14 protein-coding genes are annotated in these 15,537 nt (G+C 62.7%); 7 read left to right on the top strand and 7 right to left on the bottom strand.

Going from position 1 to position 15,537, the window contains the following annotated elements:
- The first annotated feature begins 24 nt into the window (after positions 1–24).
- The gene (locus tag EFD55_RS17345) at positions 25–300 is read left to right on the top strand and encodes a hypothetical protein (protein ID WP_125846292.1); all 276 of its coding nucleotides are present in this window, start codon (positions 25–27) and stop codon (positions 298–300) included.
- Between the two features lie 65 nt (positions 301–365).
- On the opposite strand, the gene EFD55_RS17340 is transcribed toward EFD55_RS17345, so the two are convergent.
- The gene (locus tag EFD55_RS17340) at positions 366–860 is read right to left on the bottom strand and encodes a GNAT family N-acetyltransferase (protein ID WP_125846291.1); all 495 of its coding nucleotides are present in this window, start codon (positions 858–860) and stop codon (positions 366–368) included.
- A gap of 336 nt (positions 861–1,196) precedes the next feature.
- Between EFD55_RS17340 and dmeR the strand changes: the two genes are divergently transcribed.
- From dmeR to bla, 3 genes are all read left to right on the top strand, one after another.
- Complete coding sequence (gene dmeR, locus EFD55_RS17335; protein ID WP_125846290.1) at positions 1,197–1,469, top strand: Ni(II)/Co(II)-sensing transcriptional repressor DmeR; 273 nt, start codon at positions 1,197–1,199, stop codon at positions 1,467–1,469.
- 24 nt (positions 1,470–1,493) lie between these two features.
- Positions 1,494–2,498, top strand: a complete 1,005-nt coding sequence (gene dmeF / locus EFD55_RS17330) for a CDF family Co(II)/Ni(II) efflux transporter DmeF (RefSeq protein WP_125846289.1) — start codon at positions 1,494–1,496, stop codon at positions 2,496–2,498.
- Between the two features lie 106 nt (positions 2,499–2,604).
- Positions 2,605–3,522 carry a class A beta-lactamase gene (gene bla, locus EFD55_RS17325; RefSeq protein ID WP_125846288.1) on the top strand — a complete coding sequence of 306 codons (918 nt, stop codon included), beginning with the start codon at positions 2,605–2,607 and terminating at the stop codon, positions 3,520–3,522.
- A 57-nt stretch (positions 3,523–3,579) separates the two neighbouring features.
- On the opposite strand, the gene EFD55_RS17320 is transcribed toward bla, so the two are convergent.
- The 3 genes from EFD55_RS17320 to EFD55_RS17310 form a co-directional block, all read right to left on the bottom strand.
- Positions 3,580–4,044 (bottom strand): hypothetical protein, encoded by a 465-nt coding sequence (locus EFD55_RS17320; RefSeq protein WP_125846287.1) that lies wholly within the window; start codon positions 4,042–4,044, stop codon positions 3,580–3,582.
- A 97-nt stretch (positions 4,045–4,141) separates the two neighbouring features.
- Positions 4,142–6,481, bottom strand: coding sequence for a glucose/quinate/shikimate family membrane-bound PQQ-dependent dehydrogenase (locus EFD55_RS17315; protein ID WP_125846286.1), 2,340 nt, complete (start codon positions 6,479–6,481; stop codon positions 4,142–4,144).
- A gap of 209 nt (positions 6,482–6,690) precedes the next feature.
- Positions 6,691–8,193 (bottom strand): protein adenylyltransferase SelO, encoded by a 1,503-nt coding sequence (locus EFD55_RS17310; RefSeq protein WP_125846285.1) that lies wholly within the window; start codon positions 8,191–8,193, stop codon positions 6,691–6,693.
- A gap of 275 nt (positions 8,194–8,468) precedes the next feature.
- Here EFD55_RS17310 and EFD55_RS17305 point away from each other — a divergent pair, with 275 nt between their 5' ends.
- Entirely contained in the window at positions 8,469–9,920 is a 1,452-nt protein-coding gene (locus EFD55_RS17305) for an MFS transporter (RefSeq protein WP_125846284.1), read from the top strand.
- A gap of 7 nt (positions 9,921–9,927) precedes the next feature.
- Here EFD55_RS17305 and EFD55_RS17300 read toward each other — a convergent pair whose 3' ends face one another.
- Positions 9,928–10,452: a DUF1697 domain-containing protein gene (locus tag EFD55_RS17300; protein ID WP_125846283.1), complete on the bottom strand. Its 525-nt coding sequence runs from the start codon at positions 10,450–10,452 to the stop codon at positions 9,928–9,930.
- 92 nt (positions 10,453–10,544) lie between these two features.
- Positions 10,545–12,653 (bottom strand): S9 family peptidase, encoded by a 2,109-nt coding sequence (locus tag EFD55_RS17295; protein WP_125846282.1) that lies wholly within the window; start codon positions 12,651–12,653, stop codon positions 10,545–10,547.
- A gap of 249 nt (positions 12,654–12,902) precedes the next feature.
- Between EFD55_RS17295 and EFD55_RS17290 the strand changes: the two genes are divergently transcribed.
- A complete protein-coding gene (locus EFD55_RS17290) occupies positions 12,903–13,292 on the top strand; it encodes a DUF930 domain-containing protein (protein ID WP_125846281.1) in 390 nt (129 codons plus the stop codon).
- A 102-nt stretch (positions 13,293–13,394) separates the two neighbouring features.
- Complete coding sequence (locus tag EFD55_RS17285) at positions 13,395–14,192, top strand: polysaccharide deacetylase family protein (RefSeq protein ID WP_125846280.1); 798 nt, start codon at positions 13,395–13,397, stop codon at positions 14,190–14,192.
- A gap of 34 nt (positions 14,193–14,226) precedes the next feature.
- Here the strand turns inward: EFD55_RS17285 and EFD55_RS17280 are convergent, their stop codons facing one another.
- Entirely contained in the window at positions 14,227–15,519 is a 1,293-nt protein-coding gene (locus EFD55_RS17280; RefSeq protein ID WP_125846279.1) for an NAD(P)/FAD-dependent oxidoreductase, read from the bottom strand.
- Positions 15,520–15,537 lie beyond the last annotated feature (18 nt).

Here is a 15,537-nt window from a genome sequence, read left to right as displayed (position 1 = left end):
CAATGCGCCGTACCGTCAGGACCAATGAACGCAAGACCGACCCTCGAGCAGCTTGACCTCGTTATAACCCGCATGCGCGATCGGCTTGCCGGACGCAATGCGCTGCTCGCGGTCTGGTTCGTCGAGACCATGGCGGTGATGGAGGCACGCTTCGCCGAGGCGCAGGAAGATCCGCGGGATCTTGCGCCGGCCCGCGCAGCAGCGTTCGCCTTCGTCAAGGCTGCTCTCCATCAATGGGCGACACGGCCGCCGCACGAGAGACAGCCGGAGGCCGTGACCGGGAAACGTTCCGCGAAATAGATGCGGGGCCGTCCAAAACGCGCAGCGTTTAGGGATAGCTTCGGACAATCCTCGTCCGATGCGTCTCAACCGATCGACTGCATGTAGCGCATGCCGGTAACCGGACGCGGGGTGAAATCCAGCTGTTCGTAGAAGCGGTGCGCCAGCACGTTTCCGGTCGCGGCGCTGACGGAGAGGTAGCCGCAGCCGGCGTTGCGCGCCGTTTCCCGCGCCCGGTCGACGAGCAATTGGCCGGTGCCGTGGCCGCGATGGCCGTCGCGCACGAAGAGATGATGCAGGTCCATGCCGCGCTTGCCTTCCTGCGCCCTGTAGAGCGGCACCAGAATAGCGTAACCGATCAGCCCTTCGCTCGTCTCGGCAACGAGCGCATGAATCCAGGGCATCGCGCCGAAGAGATCGCGCTCCAATTGCTCCGGGGTGGTGCCCGAGGCATCGCCGTGATCGGCGGCAAGCAGGGCGATCATCTCGATGAGTTCGGGGAGGTCGCGCGGCTTGGCGGCACGGATCGTCACCACCGACGGGCGCATCAGTGAAATTTCGCTGTCTTCGATTTCGGTCATGGTCTTCGCGTCCTTTGATATTCCGCCGTCAGGACGCTGCCGATACAACAAAGCCGCCTGACGGCGGCTTGTTGACAATATGATCTTGTCCGGCCGCCCTTTACAGGTACAGCCAAAAATACGAGCGGCTCTGGTGCGCGTTTTCGATCATGGGCTCATAAATCGTCGCAAATGCGGTTTTTGTCAATGGCGGATTGCGCCGAGTATCAGCCTTCCGCGGCAAATGCCGCGCCAGCACGGGCTTTCGTCGCGCTGAAGCGACAGCGAGAGACATACCATTTCAGTGGACGGCATGTTCATAATAGTATACCCCCCTATATTAAGTTGAGGTTTGTTATGTCCCACACCACCTTGCAGAAGAAGAAGCTCATTGCCCGCGTCAGCCGCCTCAAAGGGCAGATGGAAGCGGTTGAGCGCGCGCTGGAGGCCGAGCGTCCCTGCGGGGAAATCCTGCAGCTCCTCGCATCGGTGCGCGGCGCCCTGACGGGGCTGACCGGTGAGGTGCTGGACGATCACCTGCACGAACATGTGCTGAATGCCGAGGATGATGCGGCAAGGGCGGAGGCGGTCGAGGAAATATCGGAAGTGCTGAGAACCTATATCCGCTGAATGCCTCTGAAGAAGGAGCCTGCAATGAGTGCCGGGATCGAGAAGGCGGCAATGGACGCGCTGGAACATGACCATGTTTTCCTCGGCGCCGACCACGCGCGCAACGAGCGGCGCATCTGGCTGGTGATCGCGCTGACGGCCGTGATGATGGTGGCGGAAATCGCCGCCGGCACCGTCTACGGCTCCATGGCGCTCGTCGCCGATGGTTGGCACATGTCGACCCATGCCAGCGCTCTCCTGATTTCGGCGCTCGCCTATCTCTTCGCCCGAAAGCAGGCGCACAATCCACGCTTCACCTTCGGCACCGGCAAGCTTGGCGATCTCGCCGGCTTCGCAAGTGCCATTATCCTTGCCTTGATCGCCCTGTTGATGGCCTGGGAAAGCGTGCTCCGCCTCGCAAATCCCGTGCCGATCGGTTTTGCCCAGGCGATCGGGGTGGCGGTCGTCGGCCTCGCCGTCAATCTTGCCAGCGCCTGGCTGCTGGCCGGCGGAGGCGGCCATGCGCATCATCAAGCGCATGGAGATCACGCACATCACGGGCGTGATCATTCGCGCGGCCATCACCACGGGCACCATCATCACGGTCACGACCATCATGGAAAAGGCGGCGACAACAATATTCGCGCCGCCTATCTGCACGTCATCGCCGATGCCTTCACCTCCGTGCTCGCCATCGCAGCGCTGACACTCGGCAGCCTCTATGGCTGGTCGTGGCTCGATCCCATCATGGGCATTGTCGGCGGCCTGATTATCGCCAACTGGTCATGGAGCCTGATGAAATCCTCTGGCGGCGTCCTTCTCGATGTCGTGCCCGAAAACGAGACGCTGCCGGGGGAAATCCGCAATGCCATCGAGACGGAGGACGACCGGATCACCGACCTGCATGTCTGGCAGGTCGGCCCCGGCCATCATGCCGCGATCGTCGCCATCGTCACCGCCAAGCCGCGTGACGCGGCTTTCTACAAGGGAAGGCTTTTGGCGTTGGAGGAATTGTCGCATGTGACGGTCGAGGTCACGCGCGCCGCGTGATCGCCGCGTGAGCGTCAGGCCGCCATGGACGACAAAGGTCGCCGCGCTGACGAGATGCCGCCGCAATCGCCCTTTAGCTCTGTCCTCCCACCCGCCGGAGGATTTCATGGATCTCAGTTTGACCCGCCGCCTGCTGATAGGCTCGGCACTTTGCCTGCCTGCGATGGGCCTGCCCGCGCTGACGCGTCCGGCCAATGCCCAGGAGAAGGCCGAGAAGAATGCCGAAGAGGGTGACGACGACATCCAGCGCCGTCTCGCCGCCCTCGAAAAACGCACCGGCGGTCGTCTCGGCGTCTCCGTGCTCGATACCCAGACGAGTATCTCCTTCAATTATCGCGGCAGCGAGGCCTTTCCGATGTGCAGCACCTTCAAGGCGCTAGCTGTAGGCTTCGTTCTTGCCCGCGTCGACAAGGGGGAGGAGAACCTTCAGCGCCGGGTCAGCTACGGCAAGGACAAGCTCGTCGACTATTCTCCGCTCAGCGAAAAACATGCCGGCGCCGACGGCATGACGATTGCCGAGCTCTGCGAAGCGGCGGTGACCGTCAGCGACAACACGGCCGCCAACCTGCTGCTCGAAAGCTTCGGCGGGCCTCCCGTGCTAACCGACTGGCTGCGCTCGATCGGCGACGGCACGACGCGCCTCGATCGCACGGAGCCCACGCTGAACGAGGGGAGGAAGGACGATCCGCGCGACACGACGACACCGGATGCGATGCTCGACACGCTTGGCAATCTGACGCTTGGCTCGATCCTGACCGAAGCTTCCTGCGACAGGCTGATCGCCTGGCTAGTGGCAAGCACGACAGGCAAGGAGCGGCTGAGGGCCGGCCTGCCCCAGGATTGGAAGATCGGCGACAAGACCGGCACCGGCCCCAACGGCTCTCTCGGCGATATCGCGGTGATCTGGCCGCCGGATCGCGGCCCGATCGTCGCCGCCGTCTATATCGGCGAGGCGACCGTGCCGGTAAAGGAACTCAACCCGGTCTTTGCCGAGGTCGGTCGCATGATCGTCGAGATGGTTTGAATCATGAAAATGCGGCGGAGAGCGCTCTCCCGCCGCATCTTGACCTGGTTTTTTGGCTCAGGCCGCCTGAATGGCCTCGGCCGTCTCAGTGCCGTCATCGTCGATGCCAGCCATCTCGCGCTTGATCTGGTCGGCGATTTCCTTCTCGATCGCGGCGCGCTGATCGGCCGGCATGGCGGCCAGGCCGGCTTCGGTCAGATCATGCTGATCGAGATAGCGGGCGCGGATATATTCCGCCGGCGTCATGTTGCCCCATTTGGAGAATTCGTCGACCAGCGAGTCATGGGCCGCACTCGCTGCGGCCTCTTTGTCTGAAGGCGGATTGATGTAAGGGCCTTCGGTGCTTTGCAGAGTCCAGATGGTATTGGCGATCGAAGGCGGCGTGGTGCTCGGTTCGAGACCGGGCGCGGCGCCACGCGCAGTGCTGGCAAATTCCGTCGTCTGCTGATTCGTGGATTTGGCCGACCGGTCGAAAAGACCGCCGACCCCGTAGTAATTGCGAATACTGCTAGAGATTTCCATAAATGTTCTCCCCGAATACCGGAGAGAACATGGCGTTGCAACCCTGCCTAGAGCTTGTGCTCGTCCTTCTTCCTGGAGAGGAGAGGGAATTTTCGCATCAAGGCAGCGTATAGGCGATCACGTAGTCGCCGGGCTTGGTGCCGACCGATCCGTGGCCGCCGGCGACCATGACGACATATTGCTTGTTGTCATCAGCCATATAGGTCATTGGCGTCGCCTGGCCGCCGGCGGGAAGCCGTGCCTGCCAGAGCTGGCGGCCGCTCGTCACGTCGTAGGCGCGCAGATAGTTGTCGACCGCAGCACCCAGGAAGGCGACGCCGCCTTTGGTCAGCATCGGCCCGCCGATGCCGGGCACGCCCACCTTGAAGGGCAGGGGCAGCGGCGTCATGTCTCGCACGGTGCCGTTCTTGTGCATATAGGCGATCTTGCCGGTGCGCAGATCCACGCCCGCGACGTAGCCCCATGGCGGCGCCTGGCAGGGGATCTTGAGCAGCCCGAGGAAGGGACCCATGAAGACGCCATAGGGCGCGCCGTCATTGCGGTTGAGCCCCTGTTCACTGCCCTTCTCATCCTGGCCTCTCGGCGGAATGTCGGCGGCCGGCACCAGGCGCGAGGTGAAGGCGAGGTAGGTCGGCATGCCGAACATGATCTGCCGCTCCGGATCCACCGCGATCGAGCCCCAGTTGAAGGTGCCGAAATTGCCGGGATAGACGATCGTTCCCTTGAGCGAAGGCGGCGTGTAGCGGCCCTCGTAATAGTAACGGTGGAAGTCGATGCGGCAAGCAAGCTGGTCGAACAGCGACACGCCCCACATGTCCTTCTCCTTCAGCGGCTCAGGCGAGAAGGTGAGATCCGAAATCGGCTGCGTCGGCGAGGTATGATCGCCGGTAACAGCGCCGCCTGGCGCCGGGATTTCCTTGACCTGGATGATCGGCACGCCCGTGCGCCGGTCGAGCACATAGATATCGCCCTGCTTGGTCGCGCCGACGAGAGCGGGAACGACGGTGCCGTCCGGCTTCGTCAGGTCGATCAGCGCCGGCTGGGCCGGGACGTCCATGTCCCAGAGATCATGATGCACCGTCTGGCGCACCCAGCGCAGCTGCCCGGTGGCGATATCGAGCGCGACGATTGACGAGGAGAATTTCTCGACATTGTCGCTGCGGTTGATGCCGAGCTGGTCGGGCACCTGGTTGCCGAGCGGCAGGTAGACCATGCCGAGCGTCTCGTCGACGCTGAAGACCGACCAGCTATTCGGCGAATTGGTGGTATAGGTCTGCCCGTTGGCGATCGGCGTCGTCACATCGGGGTTGCCGGAATCCCAGTTCCAGAGCAACGCGCCGGTATTGATGTCGAAGGCGCGGATGACGCCGGACTGCTCCTGCGTCGAGTAGTTGTCGTTCACCGCCCCGCCGATAATGATCTTGCCCGCCACTGCGACCGGCGGCGAGGTGGAATAATAATAGCCGGCGGGGTTGTAGCGCATGCCGGTTTCGAGATGCAGCACGCCCTGGTCGGCAAAGCTGGTGCAGATCTTCCCGTCTGTCGCATCGAGCGCGATCAGCCTGGCGTCGGATGTCGGCAGGTAGACCCGCTCGGCGCAGGGCTGACCGGCGGCCACGGCGGGATCGGCATAATAGGTGACGCCGCGGCAGGTCTGATGCTGCCGGTCCGGGTTCATGCCGGAATTGGCGTCATACTTCCATTTTTCCTTGCCGGTCTTGGCGTCGAGCGCGATTGCCCAGTTGTGCGGGGTGCAGAGATAGAGTGTGTCCTTCACCTTCAGCGGTGTCACCTGGTAGGTCGTCTCGCTGATATCCTCCGGCCGTTTGACGTCGCCGGTCTGGTATCGCCATGCTTCCTTGAGCGTGGCGATGTTCTGCACATTGATCTGGTCGAGGGGCGAATAGCGCTGCCCGAAGGGCGTGCGGCCGTATTGGTGCCACTCGCCATCCGGCACACTGCCGCCGAAAGCAGGGTTGGCGGCAACCGCATCGGTGGGCAACGCACCGGCAAGATCGTGCGGGTCCGTCGTCATCGAATAGATGGCGACGAGGATAGCGAGGATGACGGGCACGGCGAGCGGCCACGGGTTGGCGCCATAGGTGATGCCCGTCGGGCTGCGCAGACCGAGCGGGTGGCGGATCCATGGCGTCAGCAGCCAGAGCCCGAGCAGGATGATCATGCCGCCGCGCGGGCCGAGCTGCCACCAGTCGAAACCAACCTCCCAAATCGCCCAGGCGAGAGCTGTGACGACAAGCGCCGCATAGACCCAGAGCGCCACCGCCTTGCGCATCAAAAGCAAGCCGGCGGTGATGAGGAACATCAGGCCCTCGAACAGATAAAAGATGCTGCCGCCGAGCGTCACGAGCCAGAGCCCGCCGCCGCCGAGGGCCAGCCCGATGACGATGAAAAAGATGGAAGTGATGACGATCGCCATAAGGCTGTCTCCCGCTAAGGTGAGCCGGGGTGAGGGATCGGCGGAAAAGCACCGCCGATCAGGCAGATAGCGCAAAGGAGATGCCTTTCAACGGCCACAATTGCCGCAGGCTACGGTCACGGTGCAGATGCGTCGGACTGGGCCGCCGGGCTTGAGGGAAGCGAATCGCCGTGGCCGGGCTGCTGCGATGAAACGGGCGCCGTCGACCGTCAGGTCCCGCAGAAGGTTTGCAGCACTCGCTCGTTCGGCTTCGGCGGCTCCATGTAGGCTGCAAAGGCCGGCTGGTCCTCGTAGGGATTCGAAAGCACTGTCAGCAGTGCCTCGAACAGCGAGAAATCGCCATCCTCCACTGCTGCATCTATCGCCTGTTCGACCCGGTGGTTGCGCGGGATGAAGGCCGGATTGACGCGGCGCATGGCGACGGCGCGCTCGGTGGCCGTTTGCGGATCGCGTGACAGTCTCTCCCGCCACCGCGCCAGCCAGTCGCGGCAGGCGTCCGGCTCCCGGAAACTCGCCGCAAAAGCAGGTTCTGCGGTATCGTCGCCGGCAAAATCCGACAGCCGGCGGAAGGTCAGCGTGAAATCCGCGACCTGGGCCTGCATCAGGGCCAGCAATGCCTGCACCAGTTCGAGATCACCGTCCTCTTCCCCGGCGAGTCCGATCTTATGTCGCATGCCGGCCAGCCACTGTGCCTGGAAGCGTTCGCCATAAGTCCTGATCACGACATTCGCCTTGTCGACCGCACTGTCCGGATCTGCGTCGATCAGCGGCAAGAGCGTTTCGCCAAGCCTTGCGAGGTTCCATTGGCCGATGGCGGGCTGGTTGGCATAGGCATAGCGGCCATGCTGGTCGATCGACGAGAAGACGGTTGCGGGATCATAGCTATCCATGAAGGCGCAGGGGCCGAAATCGATCGTTTCCCCGGAGACAGTCATATTGTCTGTGTTCATGACGCCATGGATGAAGCCGACATGCAGCCAGCGCGCAATCAGCGCCGCCTGGCGGTCGGAGACCGCATCGAACAGCGCGAGATAGGGATTGTCGGCCTCTTTCAGCGCGGGATAATGCCGGTCGATCACGTGGTCGGCCAGCGCCAGAACGCCTTCTGTATCGCCCCTTGCGGCGAAGAACTGGAAGGTGCCGACCCTGATATGGCTTGCCGCCACGCGGGTGAAAACTGCGCCCGGAAGCACCTCTTCGCGATAGACCGGCTCGCCCGTCGTCACGGCGGCCAGCGCCCGCGTTGCGGGAACGCCGAGCGCAAACATGGCCTCGCTGATGATATATTCGCGCAGCACCGGCCCGAGCGCTGCCCGCCCGTCGCCGCGGCGCGAAAAAGGTGTTGGCCCCGCGCCCTTCAGCTGGATGTCCAAGCGCTTGCCCTTGGCATCGACCACTTCGCCAAGCAGGATCGCCCGCCCGTCGCCGAGCACAGGCGAGAAGCCGCCGAACTGGTGCCCGGCATAGGCCATGGCCAGCGGCTGAGCCCCTTCCGGAACGAGATTGCCGGAAAAGATCGCCGCGCCGTCGCGGCGCAAAACTCCCACGTCGAGCCCGAGTTCCGCGGCGAGCGGCTCGTTGAGCTTGATCAACCACGGCTCGGTCACCGGTGTCGGTGTCTGGGGCGCGAAGAAGCGCTCGGGCAAGCCGACATAGCTGTTGTCGAATGGAAAGGCCGCGCCGGGCCGGTTTTTCTGCAGGGCAGGGGTCATGGTTCATAGGTAGGGCCGGGATGCCTGCGGTGCAAGCCGGTTCTGTCGCGCGCAAGACCTTCGCGCGGGAGTGACAACCTTCACGAAGAGCAGGCCGATGCAAGGAATCGTGATCTGCCTTTACCTCTCGTCAAAGCTGCCTTGCCATAAAGGACATAGCGCCGCCATGATCGCAGGCGTATAGCAAGTCATCTCCCCTTGGCCTTGCGCCATGTCATCCCCGCGGCCTTGCTGCCTCCTGTGCTCCGCCGCGCCACCGCGAGTGATTCCGGACGATGTCGGATCAGATTTACCAGGCGCCGATGGTTCGGCGCGCCGCGCCCAATTTCCGGGTGATCGCGATGATTGTCGCAAGTGCGATGCTGATGGAAAACGTTGATGCGACCGTGCTTGCGACCGCGCTGCCCACCATGGCTCGCGATTTCGCCGTCAGCGCGCCTGCCATGTCGATCGCGCTGACATCCTATCTCCTCAGCCTTGCGATCTTCATTCCCGCAAGCGGCCGTATGGCCGACAGTTTCGGCTCGCGCACCGTCTTCCGAGCGGCCATATCAGTCTTCGTCGCCGGCTCCATCCTCTGTGCGCTCGCGCCGACACTGTCTTTCCTGGTGCTGGCGCGGTTGCTGCAAGGCATGGGCGGCGCGATGATGATGCCGGTCGGCCGTCTCGTGCTGATGCGCAGCGTCGACCGCAAGGATATGGTCAGCGCCATGTCCTGGCTGCTGGTGCCGGCGCTGATCGGCCCGATCGTCGGACCGCCGCTCGGCGGCTTCATTGTCACCTATCTCGACTGGCGGTGGATCTTCTACATCAACGTGCCGATCGGCATCGTCGGCATGATCTTCGTCTCGATCTACATTGACGAGGTGAAGGGCAAGGCAAGCGGCCCCTTCGATACGATCGGCTTCGTCCTCTCCGGCATCTCGCTCGGCTCGATGCTGTTTGGCTTCGAAATGTCGAGCCATGAAGGCGAGGGCGCTTTCTCGATCTTCCTGATCGCTCTCGGCCTCATCTTCGGCATCGCCTATCTCAAGCATGCCCGCAAGCATCCGTCGCCGATCATGGACTTCTCGCTGATGAAGGTGCCGAGCTTCGGCACATCGGTCGTCGCCGGTTCGCTGACGCGCATCACGCAGGGCGCTCAGCCCTTCCTGCTGCCGCTGCTCTTCCAGATCGGCTTCGGCCTGTCTGCCGCCGCGGCCGGTCAAATCGTCATAGCGACCGCACTTGGCGCACTCGCCATGAAGCCGATGGCAAAGGCCGTCTTCAGCAGGCTCGGTTTCCGCAGAAGCCTCATCATCAACGGCATCCTCGGTACGATCGGCTACGGCCTCTGTGCCGCGTTCCGGCCCGATTGGCCGATGCCGCTGATCTTCGTCGTCCTGATGCTCAGCGCCTTCTTTCTGTCGTTCCAGTTCACCGCCTATAACACCATTGCCTATGATGAGATCAGCAAGGAGCGGATGAGCTCGGCCACCAGCTTCTACACCACCTTCCAGCAGCTGATGCTGTCGCTCGGCATCTGCATCGGGGCCTTAGCGCTGCACGGCTCCATGGCCTTGTCAGGTGTCGAAACGCCTGCCCTTGGCGATTTCTCAACCGCCTTCGTCGTCGTCACGCTCATCTCGATCACCGCGACCTTCTGGAACCTGCGCTTCTCGCCGACTGCCGGCGAGGAGATCAGCGGCTACAAGGCCAAACGGACGAAAGGCGCTGCCGGAGCCTGACGCCGCTTCAGCTCCTGCCTTCCATCTCACCCGCCATTTCGGCGAGTTTGCGCACGGTATTAAGATTGCGGGACGTTCCCGGCTTCAGCGCCGGGAGCTTCAGTTTCGAGCGGCCCGAGCCATTGGGATAGTGCACATAAATTTCCCGGCCGGCGAGCTTTGCTTCTTCGCCGTCGGGCGCCACCATCTTCTCCAGCGCATCGCCTGCCGCCTTCTCGGGAAGGAAGTAGACGAGCAGGAAGTTCGGCTTGGCATCGGGGAAGGGCGCATTGGCGGCAATGTCCTCAAGCTCCTTTCGGCTGCGCACCATCACCCCGGGCTGCTTGCCCATTTTTTTCCCGAGAGCCTCGTCGAGCTTTTCCTCTACCGCCTTTTCGGATTCATCCGAGCGGAAAAGCACATTGCCGCTCTGGATGTAGGTCTTCGCGTCGGTAAAGCCGAGGCCTTCGCAGATCGCTTTCAGTTCGGCCATAGGGAGGGAGCCGGTGCCGCCGACATTTACGGCGCGGAGTAGGGCGACATAGACGGGCATTTCTCTCTCCTTCGACGGCGCACTGTGTCGAGCCCCTCTGGCCGGCAGCGCAGAGGGGTATCCAGCGGCATGACCCAAGCCGGGTCTAGCGTTCACATCTTGTCTGCAACCTTGATTGCAAACGCATACTCGAACGCAATCTCTTCCAGCCGCTGGAAGCGCCCTGACGCGCCGCCATGGCCGGCGTCCATGTTCGTCTTGAGCAGGATCGGTGCGTCGCCCGTCGTCTTGTCCCGCAGCTTGGCAACCCACTTGGCCGGCTCCCAATAGGTGACGCGCGGGTCCGTCAAGCCGCCGAGCGCCAGGATCGGCGGGTAGGATTTTGCTTCGACATTGTCATAGGGCGAGTAGGACGCGATCTGCTCGTACTCTTCCTTGCTGTCGATCGGGTTGCCCCATTCCGGCCATTCCGGCGGGGTGAGCGGCAAGGTGTCATCCAGCATGGTGTTGAGCACGTCGACAAAGGGAACGGCGGCGATGATGCCGGCAAACTTCTCAGGCGCCATGTTGGCAACGGCGCCCATCAGCATGCCGCCGGCCGATCCGCCCTCGGCGATGATCTTCGCGTAGGATGTGAACTTCTCCTGATTCAGATAGTCAGCGGCAGCAATGAAGTCCTTGAAGGTGTTGGTCTTCTTGTCCATCTTGCCGTCTTCGTACCAGGAGAAGCCCTTGTCCTTGCCGCCGCGGATATGCGCGATGGCATAGACGAAGCCGCGATCGGCAAGCGACAGGCAATTGGTGTTGAAGCCGGCAGGAATGGTGATGCCGTAGGCGCCATAGCCGTAGAGCAGGCAGGGTGCCGTGCCGTCGAGCGCGGTATCCCTACGATAGAGCAGGGTGACCGGCACCTTCTCGCCATCCCAGGCCGGAGCGAAGACGCGGCGGGTGACGTAGTCGTCGGGATTGTGGCCCGACGGCACCTCCTGCGTCTTGAGCAGCGTGCGCTCGCGCGTTACCATATTGTAGTCGTAGAGCTGCGACGGCGTCGTCATCGAGGAATAGGAGAAACGGATGACATCCGTGTCGTATTCCGCAGCTCCCGAGAGCCCCAGCGAATAGGCTTCCTCGGCAAAGGCGATAGCATGTTCCTCGCCGGTCTTCCGGTCGCGGATCATGATCTGCGGCAGCCCGTCCTTGCGCTCCAGCCACAAGAGATGGCGAGCGTAGGCCATATGGCTGATGATAAGGGTGCCCGGCTTGTGCGGCACGACCTCGCGCCAGTTTTCCTTGCCCGGCTTATCAACCGGCGTTTCCATGATCTTGAAATCCTTGGCGCCGCCGTCATTGGTGAGGATGTAGAAGACGTCGCCGCCCTCGGTCAGCGAATATTCGATGCCTTCCTCGCGCGCCGCAACTAGCTTCGGCTCGGCGGAGAGGTCCTTGGTCGACAGCAGGCGGTATTCGCTCGTCTCGTGGTCGTGAATGTCAATATAGATGAAGTCGTCGAGCAGCGATCCGCCGACGCCCATGAAGAAGCCGGCATCCTCTTCCTCGTAGACCAATCGATCCTCGCTTTGCGGTGTGCCGAGAATATGGTGGAACACCTTCGATGGCCGGTGGTTCTCGTCGAGCGCCGAATAGAAGAAGCTCTTGCCGTCTGGCGCCCAGACACCGCCGCCGCCGGTATTCTCTATCCGGTCGCTAAGGTCTTCGCCCGTTGAGAGGTCACGCACTTGTAGCGTGAAGAATTCCGAGCCCTTGTCGTCATAACCCCAGATGCCGCGGCTGTGGTCGCTTGTATGGTCGAGGCCGGCGAGCCGGAAATAGGCCTTGCCGGCGGCCTCCTTGTCTCCGTCGAGCAGAACCGTGCGGATCGTCTCGTCGGCGACGTCGCCATCGCGGGCGATGCGGAAATAGCGCGGCTGCTCGCCGCCTGTGACATAGAAGGTGCCGTAGGCATAGGCGCCGTCCTTCATCGGCACGGAGCTGTCGTCCTCCTTGATGCGGCCGCGCATTTCGGAAAACAGCGCCTTCTGCAGCGGCTTCGTGTCTTCCATCGCCGCGTTCATATAGGCGTTTTCGGCTTCGAGATGCCGGCGGATGTCGGGATCGAGGATCGAGGGATCCTTGAACATCGCTTGCCAGTTGTCGGCGCGCAGCCAGGCGTAATCGTCCGTGCGGGTAATGCCGTGGCGCGTATCGGAGGCGGGTTTCTTCGGTGCGGCAGGCGGGGTCGGCAGGCTCTTGAAAGCGGACAAGGAATGGCTCCGTGGGAATGTCGGGTTGGCAAGAGATAGAGGCGCACCGGCGCCGGATCAAGCGGCAAGGCTGCGCCAAGGGTACGGGTGACCTTCCACAGACAAGGAGGACGCGCTGCCCGCATTGCCTTGATGTCACCACATTGTTTAAGAAAGTCCGCTATCTCAGCGAAATTGCACGTGCCAAGCCTCCGGCAAGCTGTCGGCGGTAGGGTGAGAATTGCAGAACAGTAAGGGATTTTGTCCGCAATGCCGAAACGTCTGATCCTGTTTGTGTCGCTGGTCGGCCTTGCCGGCCCCGCCCTTGCCGTCGATCCCGCGATCAAGAAGCAGCTAGAAAAGCTCGATCCTTCGACCCGCCTGGAACAGAGCTGCGACACTGAGGCGATGAGCCGCATCAACAGCGACAGCACCGGCTTCAAGCCCGACAAGGTGATCGCCTATACCTTCAAGGATCCGATCCCGGGCGACAATTCGCTGCAGGCGCCGGGTGCGGTCTTCCGCAGCAAGGGCGACTGGTACCATCTCTCCTACAATTGCATCACCGGCCCGCAGCATATCAACGTGCGCGAACTCGACTATCAGATCGGCGAAAAGGTGCCGCGCGAGAAGTGGGACAAGTATTATCTCTATGATTGATGCCGGTGCATGTGTCCCAGCGGCTGCAGTGACATCCGGCCACATGGCGGCAGGCGAAAGCAATCGCTAAAATAGGCAGCTCGAATCATAGAAATCGACGATATGAACCGCATCCTGCTCGCTTCGGCGTTCCTTCTGGCTACCCTATCAGCTGCGTCAGCGGACGAAATACCGTCGGCGCTGCCGGCTCCGGCCGCAGTGGGTTCGGCCCCGAAGGCTCCAGCGCCAAAACTCGTCGAACCGCATCTGCATATCGCCCGTTCCAATATCGCTGGCCATGTCCGCATCGCGCTCACTTTCGATGCCTGCATGGGGCGAGCGGACGAGCGCATTCTGTCGACACTGGTGCAGGAACGCATTCCGGCAACGATCTTCGTTACCGCCCGCTGGCTGAAGCACAATCCCGCTGCCGTCGCCGTCCTCCTGCAGAATCCCGATCTCTTCGAACTCGAAAACCATGGCGAGAACCATATTCCGGCCGTTGACACGCCGACGCTGATCTACGGCATCGCCTCCGCCGGCTCGCCGCAGGCTGTCAGGCAGGAAGTCGAAGGCGGCGCGGCCGCCATGGTCGCGGCCGGCATTCCGGCGCCGCATTGGTTCCGGGGCTCGACCGCCAAATATGACCTTTCCGCCATCGGCGAGATCCGTGCCATGGGCTATCGCATTGCCGGTTATTCGGTAAACGGCGACGGCGGCTCGCTGCTCGGAGCGGCAATCACCGAAAAACGCATCGCCTCCGCCAAGGACGGCGACGTCATCATCTCTCACATCAACCAGCCGACCCATGCGGCGGGTGAGGGGGTGGCGAAAGCGCTAGTCGATCTCAAGGCCAAGGGCACGCAGTTCGTTCGCCTCGAGGATGTCGAGGATACCGGCGACGACAAGACGACGGAGTAGTTCCGCCGTACGGCCCGCTATCCATACGGCGTCCTTACCTCAGCTCATTCCGGACCCGCACGATATCCTCTCCAAAACGCGGCATGCGCGGCCCGTCGCGGTCGAGCGCAAAATCCTCGAACCAGTCGCGGTGCATGCCGGCAAGCATGGCGCCGATCATCTGAGCGGCGAGATAGGAAAAGGTAATGCCGTTGCCGCCATAGCCATAGGCGGCAAAGACATGCGGCATCTCCGGCACCGGGCCGATCAGCGGCAGGCCGTCGGCCGTCTCGCCGAAGGTGCCACACCAGGCATGGGCCACGCGCGTATCGGCCTTCGGCCACAGCCGCTTCATCTTTTCCTGAATCGCCACGGTCTTCGCCGGCAGCTTGCGGTCGCGCGCTTCTGGATCGGTCGTGCCGTCGTCCTCGCCGCCGGCGACGATGCGGTTATCAGGCGTCGTGCGCATGTAGAGATAGGGGTGGCTATCCTCCCAGATCAACGCCCTGTCGCGCCAGAAATTTGCCGGGTCCTGCGGCACGGTCGCGAGCGCCCAGCTCGAACTCGATCGATGCAGCTTCGGCATATCGAGGCCGGGCATCGCATAGCCGGTCGCAAGCACGACGTGCCGCGCCTCGATGACGTGGCCGTCGTCCGTCTCGACTGTCACGTGATCGCCCTCGCTGTAAAGCTGAGCCACGGATGCGCTGACAAGCCGCGCGCCGCGCCGGACGGCCATCTTGATCAATCCCCAGGTCAAAAGCAGCGGATCGCACTCCGCCGAACCTGGAGAATAGATCGCGCCATCCCGGTCGAGCTCGAACTGTGTGAAGAGATCGGGATGTTCGAGATAGACGCCGGGCAGGCCCGCCCGACGGCGAAGCTGACGTTCTTCCAGGAGATTGCGCGCGCCTTCGCGGCCGTCGGCCAGATAGAGCGTATTGCGCGGCCGAAAGCCGCAGGCGATCCCGTTTGCGGCGATCAGCTTGGAAAGCCCGGCGACCGCCGCACCGCTGTGGCGGTAGATCCTGGCCGCGCGCTCGAAGCCGTAATAATCCTCGAGCTCGGTGAGCGTGCTGTCGATTTCCCATTGCAGCATGGCCGTGCTCGCGGCGGTGCTGCCGAAACCGGGTTCCTCCCGGTCGATGACGACAACGGAAAAACCGCGCGCCGTCAGGTGTTCGGCAACCAATGCGCCGGTGATGCCGCCACCGATCACGGTGACGTCGATCGAAAAGCTCCGCTCGATCGGCAGCCAGTGCGGCCGGATGCCGCTTTTCCCCCAGAGAGAACGGCCGCTGACCATCTGGTCGTGATCGGATTCGGCAAGATCGAGATCAGATGCCACGAACGTCCCCCCGGTTGA

The sequence above is a fragment of the Rhizobium pisi genome (assembly GCF_003938655.1).
Classification (GTDB): Bacteria; Pseudomonadota; Alphaproteobacteria; order Rhizobiales; family Rhizobiaceae; genus Rhizobium; species Rhizobium pisi.
This window is presented reverse-complemented; position numbering and strand designations above follow the sequence as displayed.

Excerpts from the sequence above, each read along its gene's own strand:
- EFD55_RS17300 (WP_125846283.1), bottom strand. The coding sequence starts at position 10,452 with ATGCCCGTCTATGTCGCCCTACTCCGCGCCGTAAATGTCGGCGGCACC.
- EFD55_RS17315 (WP_125846286.1), bottom strand. The coding sequence starts at position 6,481 with ATGGCGATCGTCATCACTTCCATCTTTTTCATCGTCATCGGGCTGGCC.
- EFD55_RS17305 (WP_125846284.1), top strand. The coding sequence starts at position 8,469 with ATGTCGGATCAGATTTACCAGGCGCCGATGGTTCGGCGCGCCGCGCCC.
- EFD55_RS17320 (WP_125846287.1), bottom strand. The coding sequence starts at position 4,044 with ATGGAAATCTCTAGCAGTATTCGCAATTACTACGGGGTCGGCGGTCTT.
- dmeF (WP_125846289.1), top strand. The coding sequence starts at position 1,494 with ATGAGTGCCGGGATCGAGAAGGCGGCAATGGACGCGCTGGAACATGAC.
- EFD55_RS17340 (WP_125846291.1), bottom strand. The coding sequence starts at position 860 with ATGACCGAAATCGAAGACAGCGAAATTTCACTGATGCGCCCGTCGGTG.
- bla (WP_125846288.1), top strand. The coding sequence starts at position 2,605 with ATGGATCTCAGTTTGACCCGCCGCCTGCTGATAGGCTCGGCACTTTGC.
- EFD55_RS17310 (WP_125846285.1), bottom strand. The coding sequence starts at position 8,193 with ATGACCCCTGCCCTGCAGAAAAACCGGCCCGGCGCGGCCTTTCCATTC.
- dmeR (WP_125846290.1), top strand. The coding sequence starts at position 1,197 with ATGTCCCACACCACCTTGCAGAAGAAGAAGCTCATTGCCCGCGTCAGC.
- EFD55_RS17345 (WP_125846292.1), top strand. The coding sequence starts at position 25 with ATGAACGCAAGACCGACCCTCGAGCAGCTTGACCTCGTTATAACCCGC.
- EFD55_RS17285 (WP_125846280.1), top strand. The coding sequence starts at position 13,395 with ATGAACCGCATCCTGCTCGCTTCGGCGTTCCTTCTGGCTACCCTATCA.
- EFD55_RS17290 (WP_125846281.1), top strand. The coding sequence starts at position 12,903 with ATGCCGAAACGTCTGATCCTGTTTGTGTCGCTGGTCGGCCTTGCCGGC.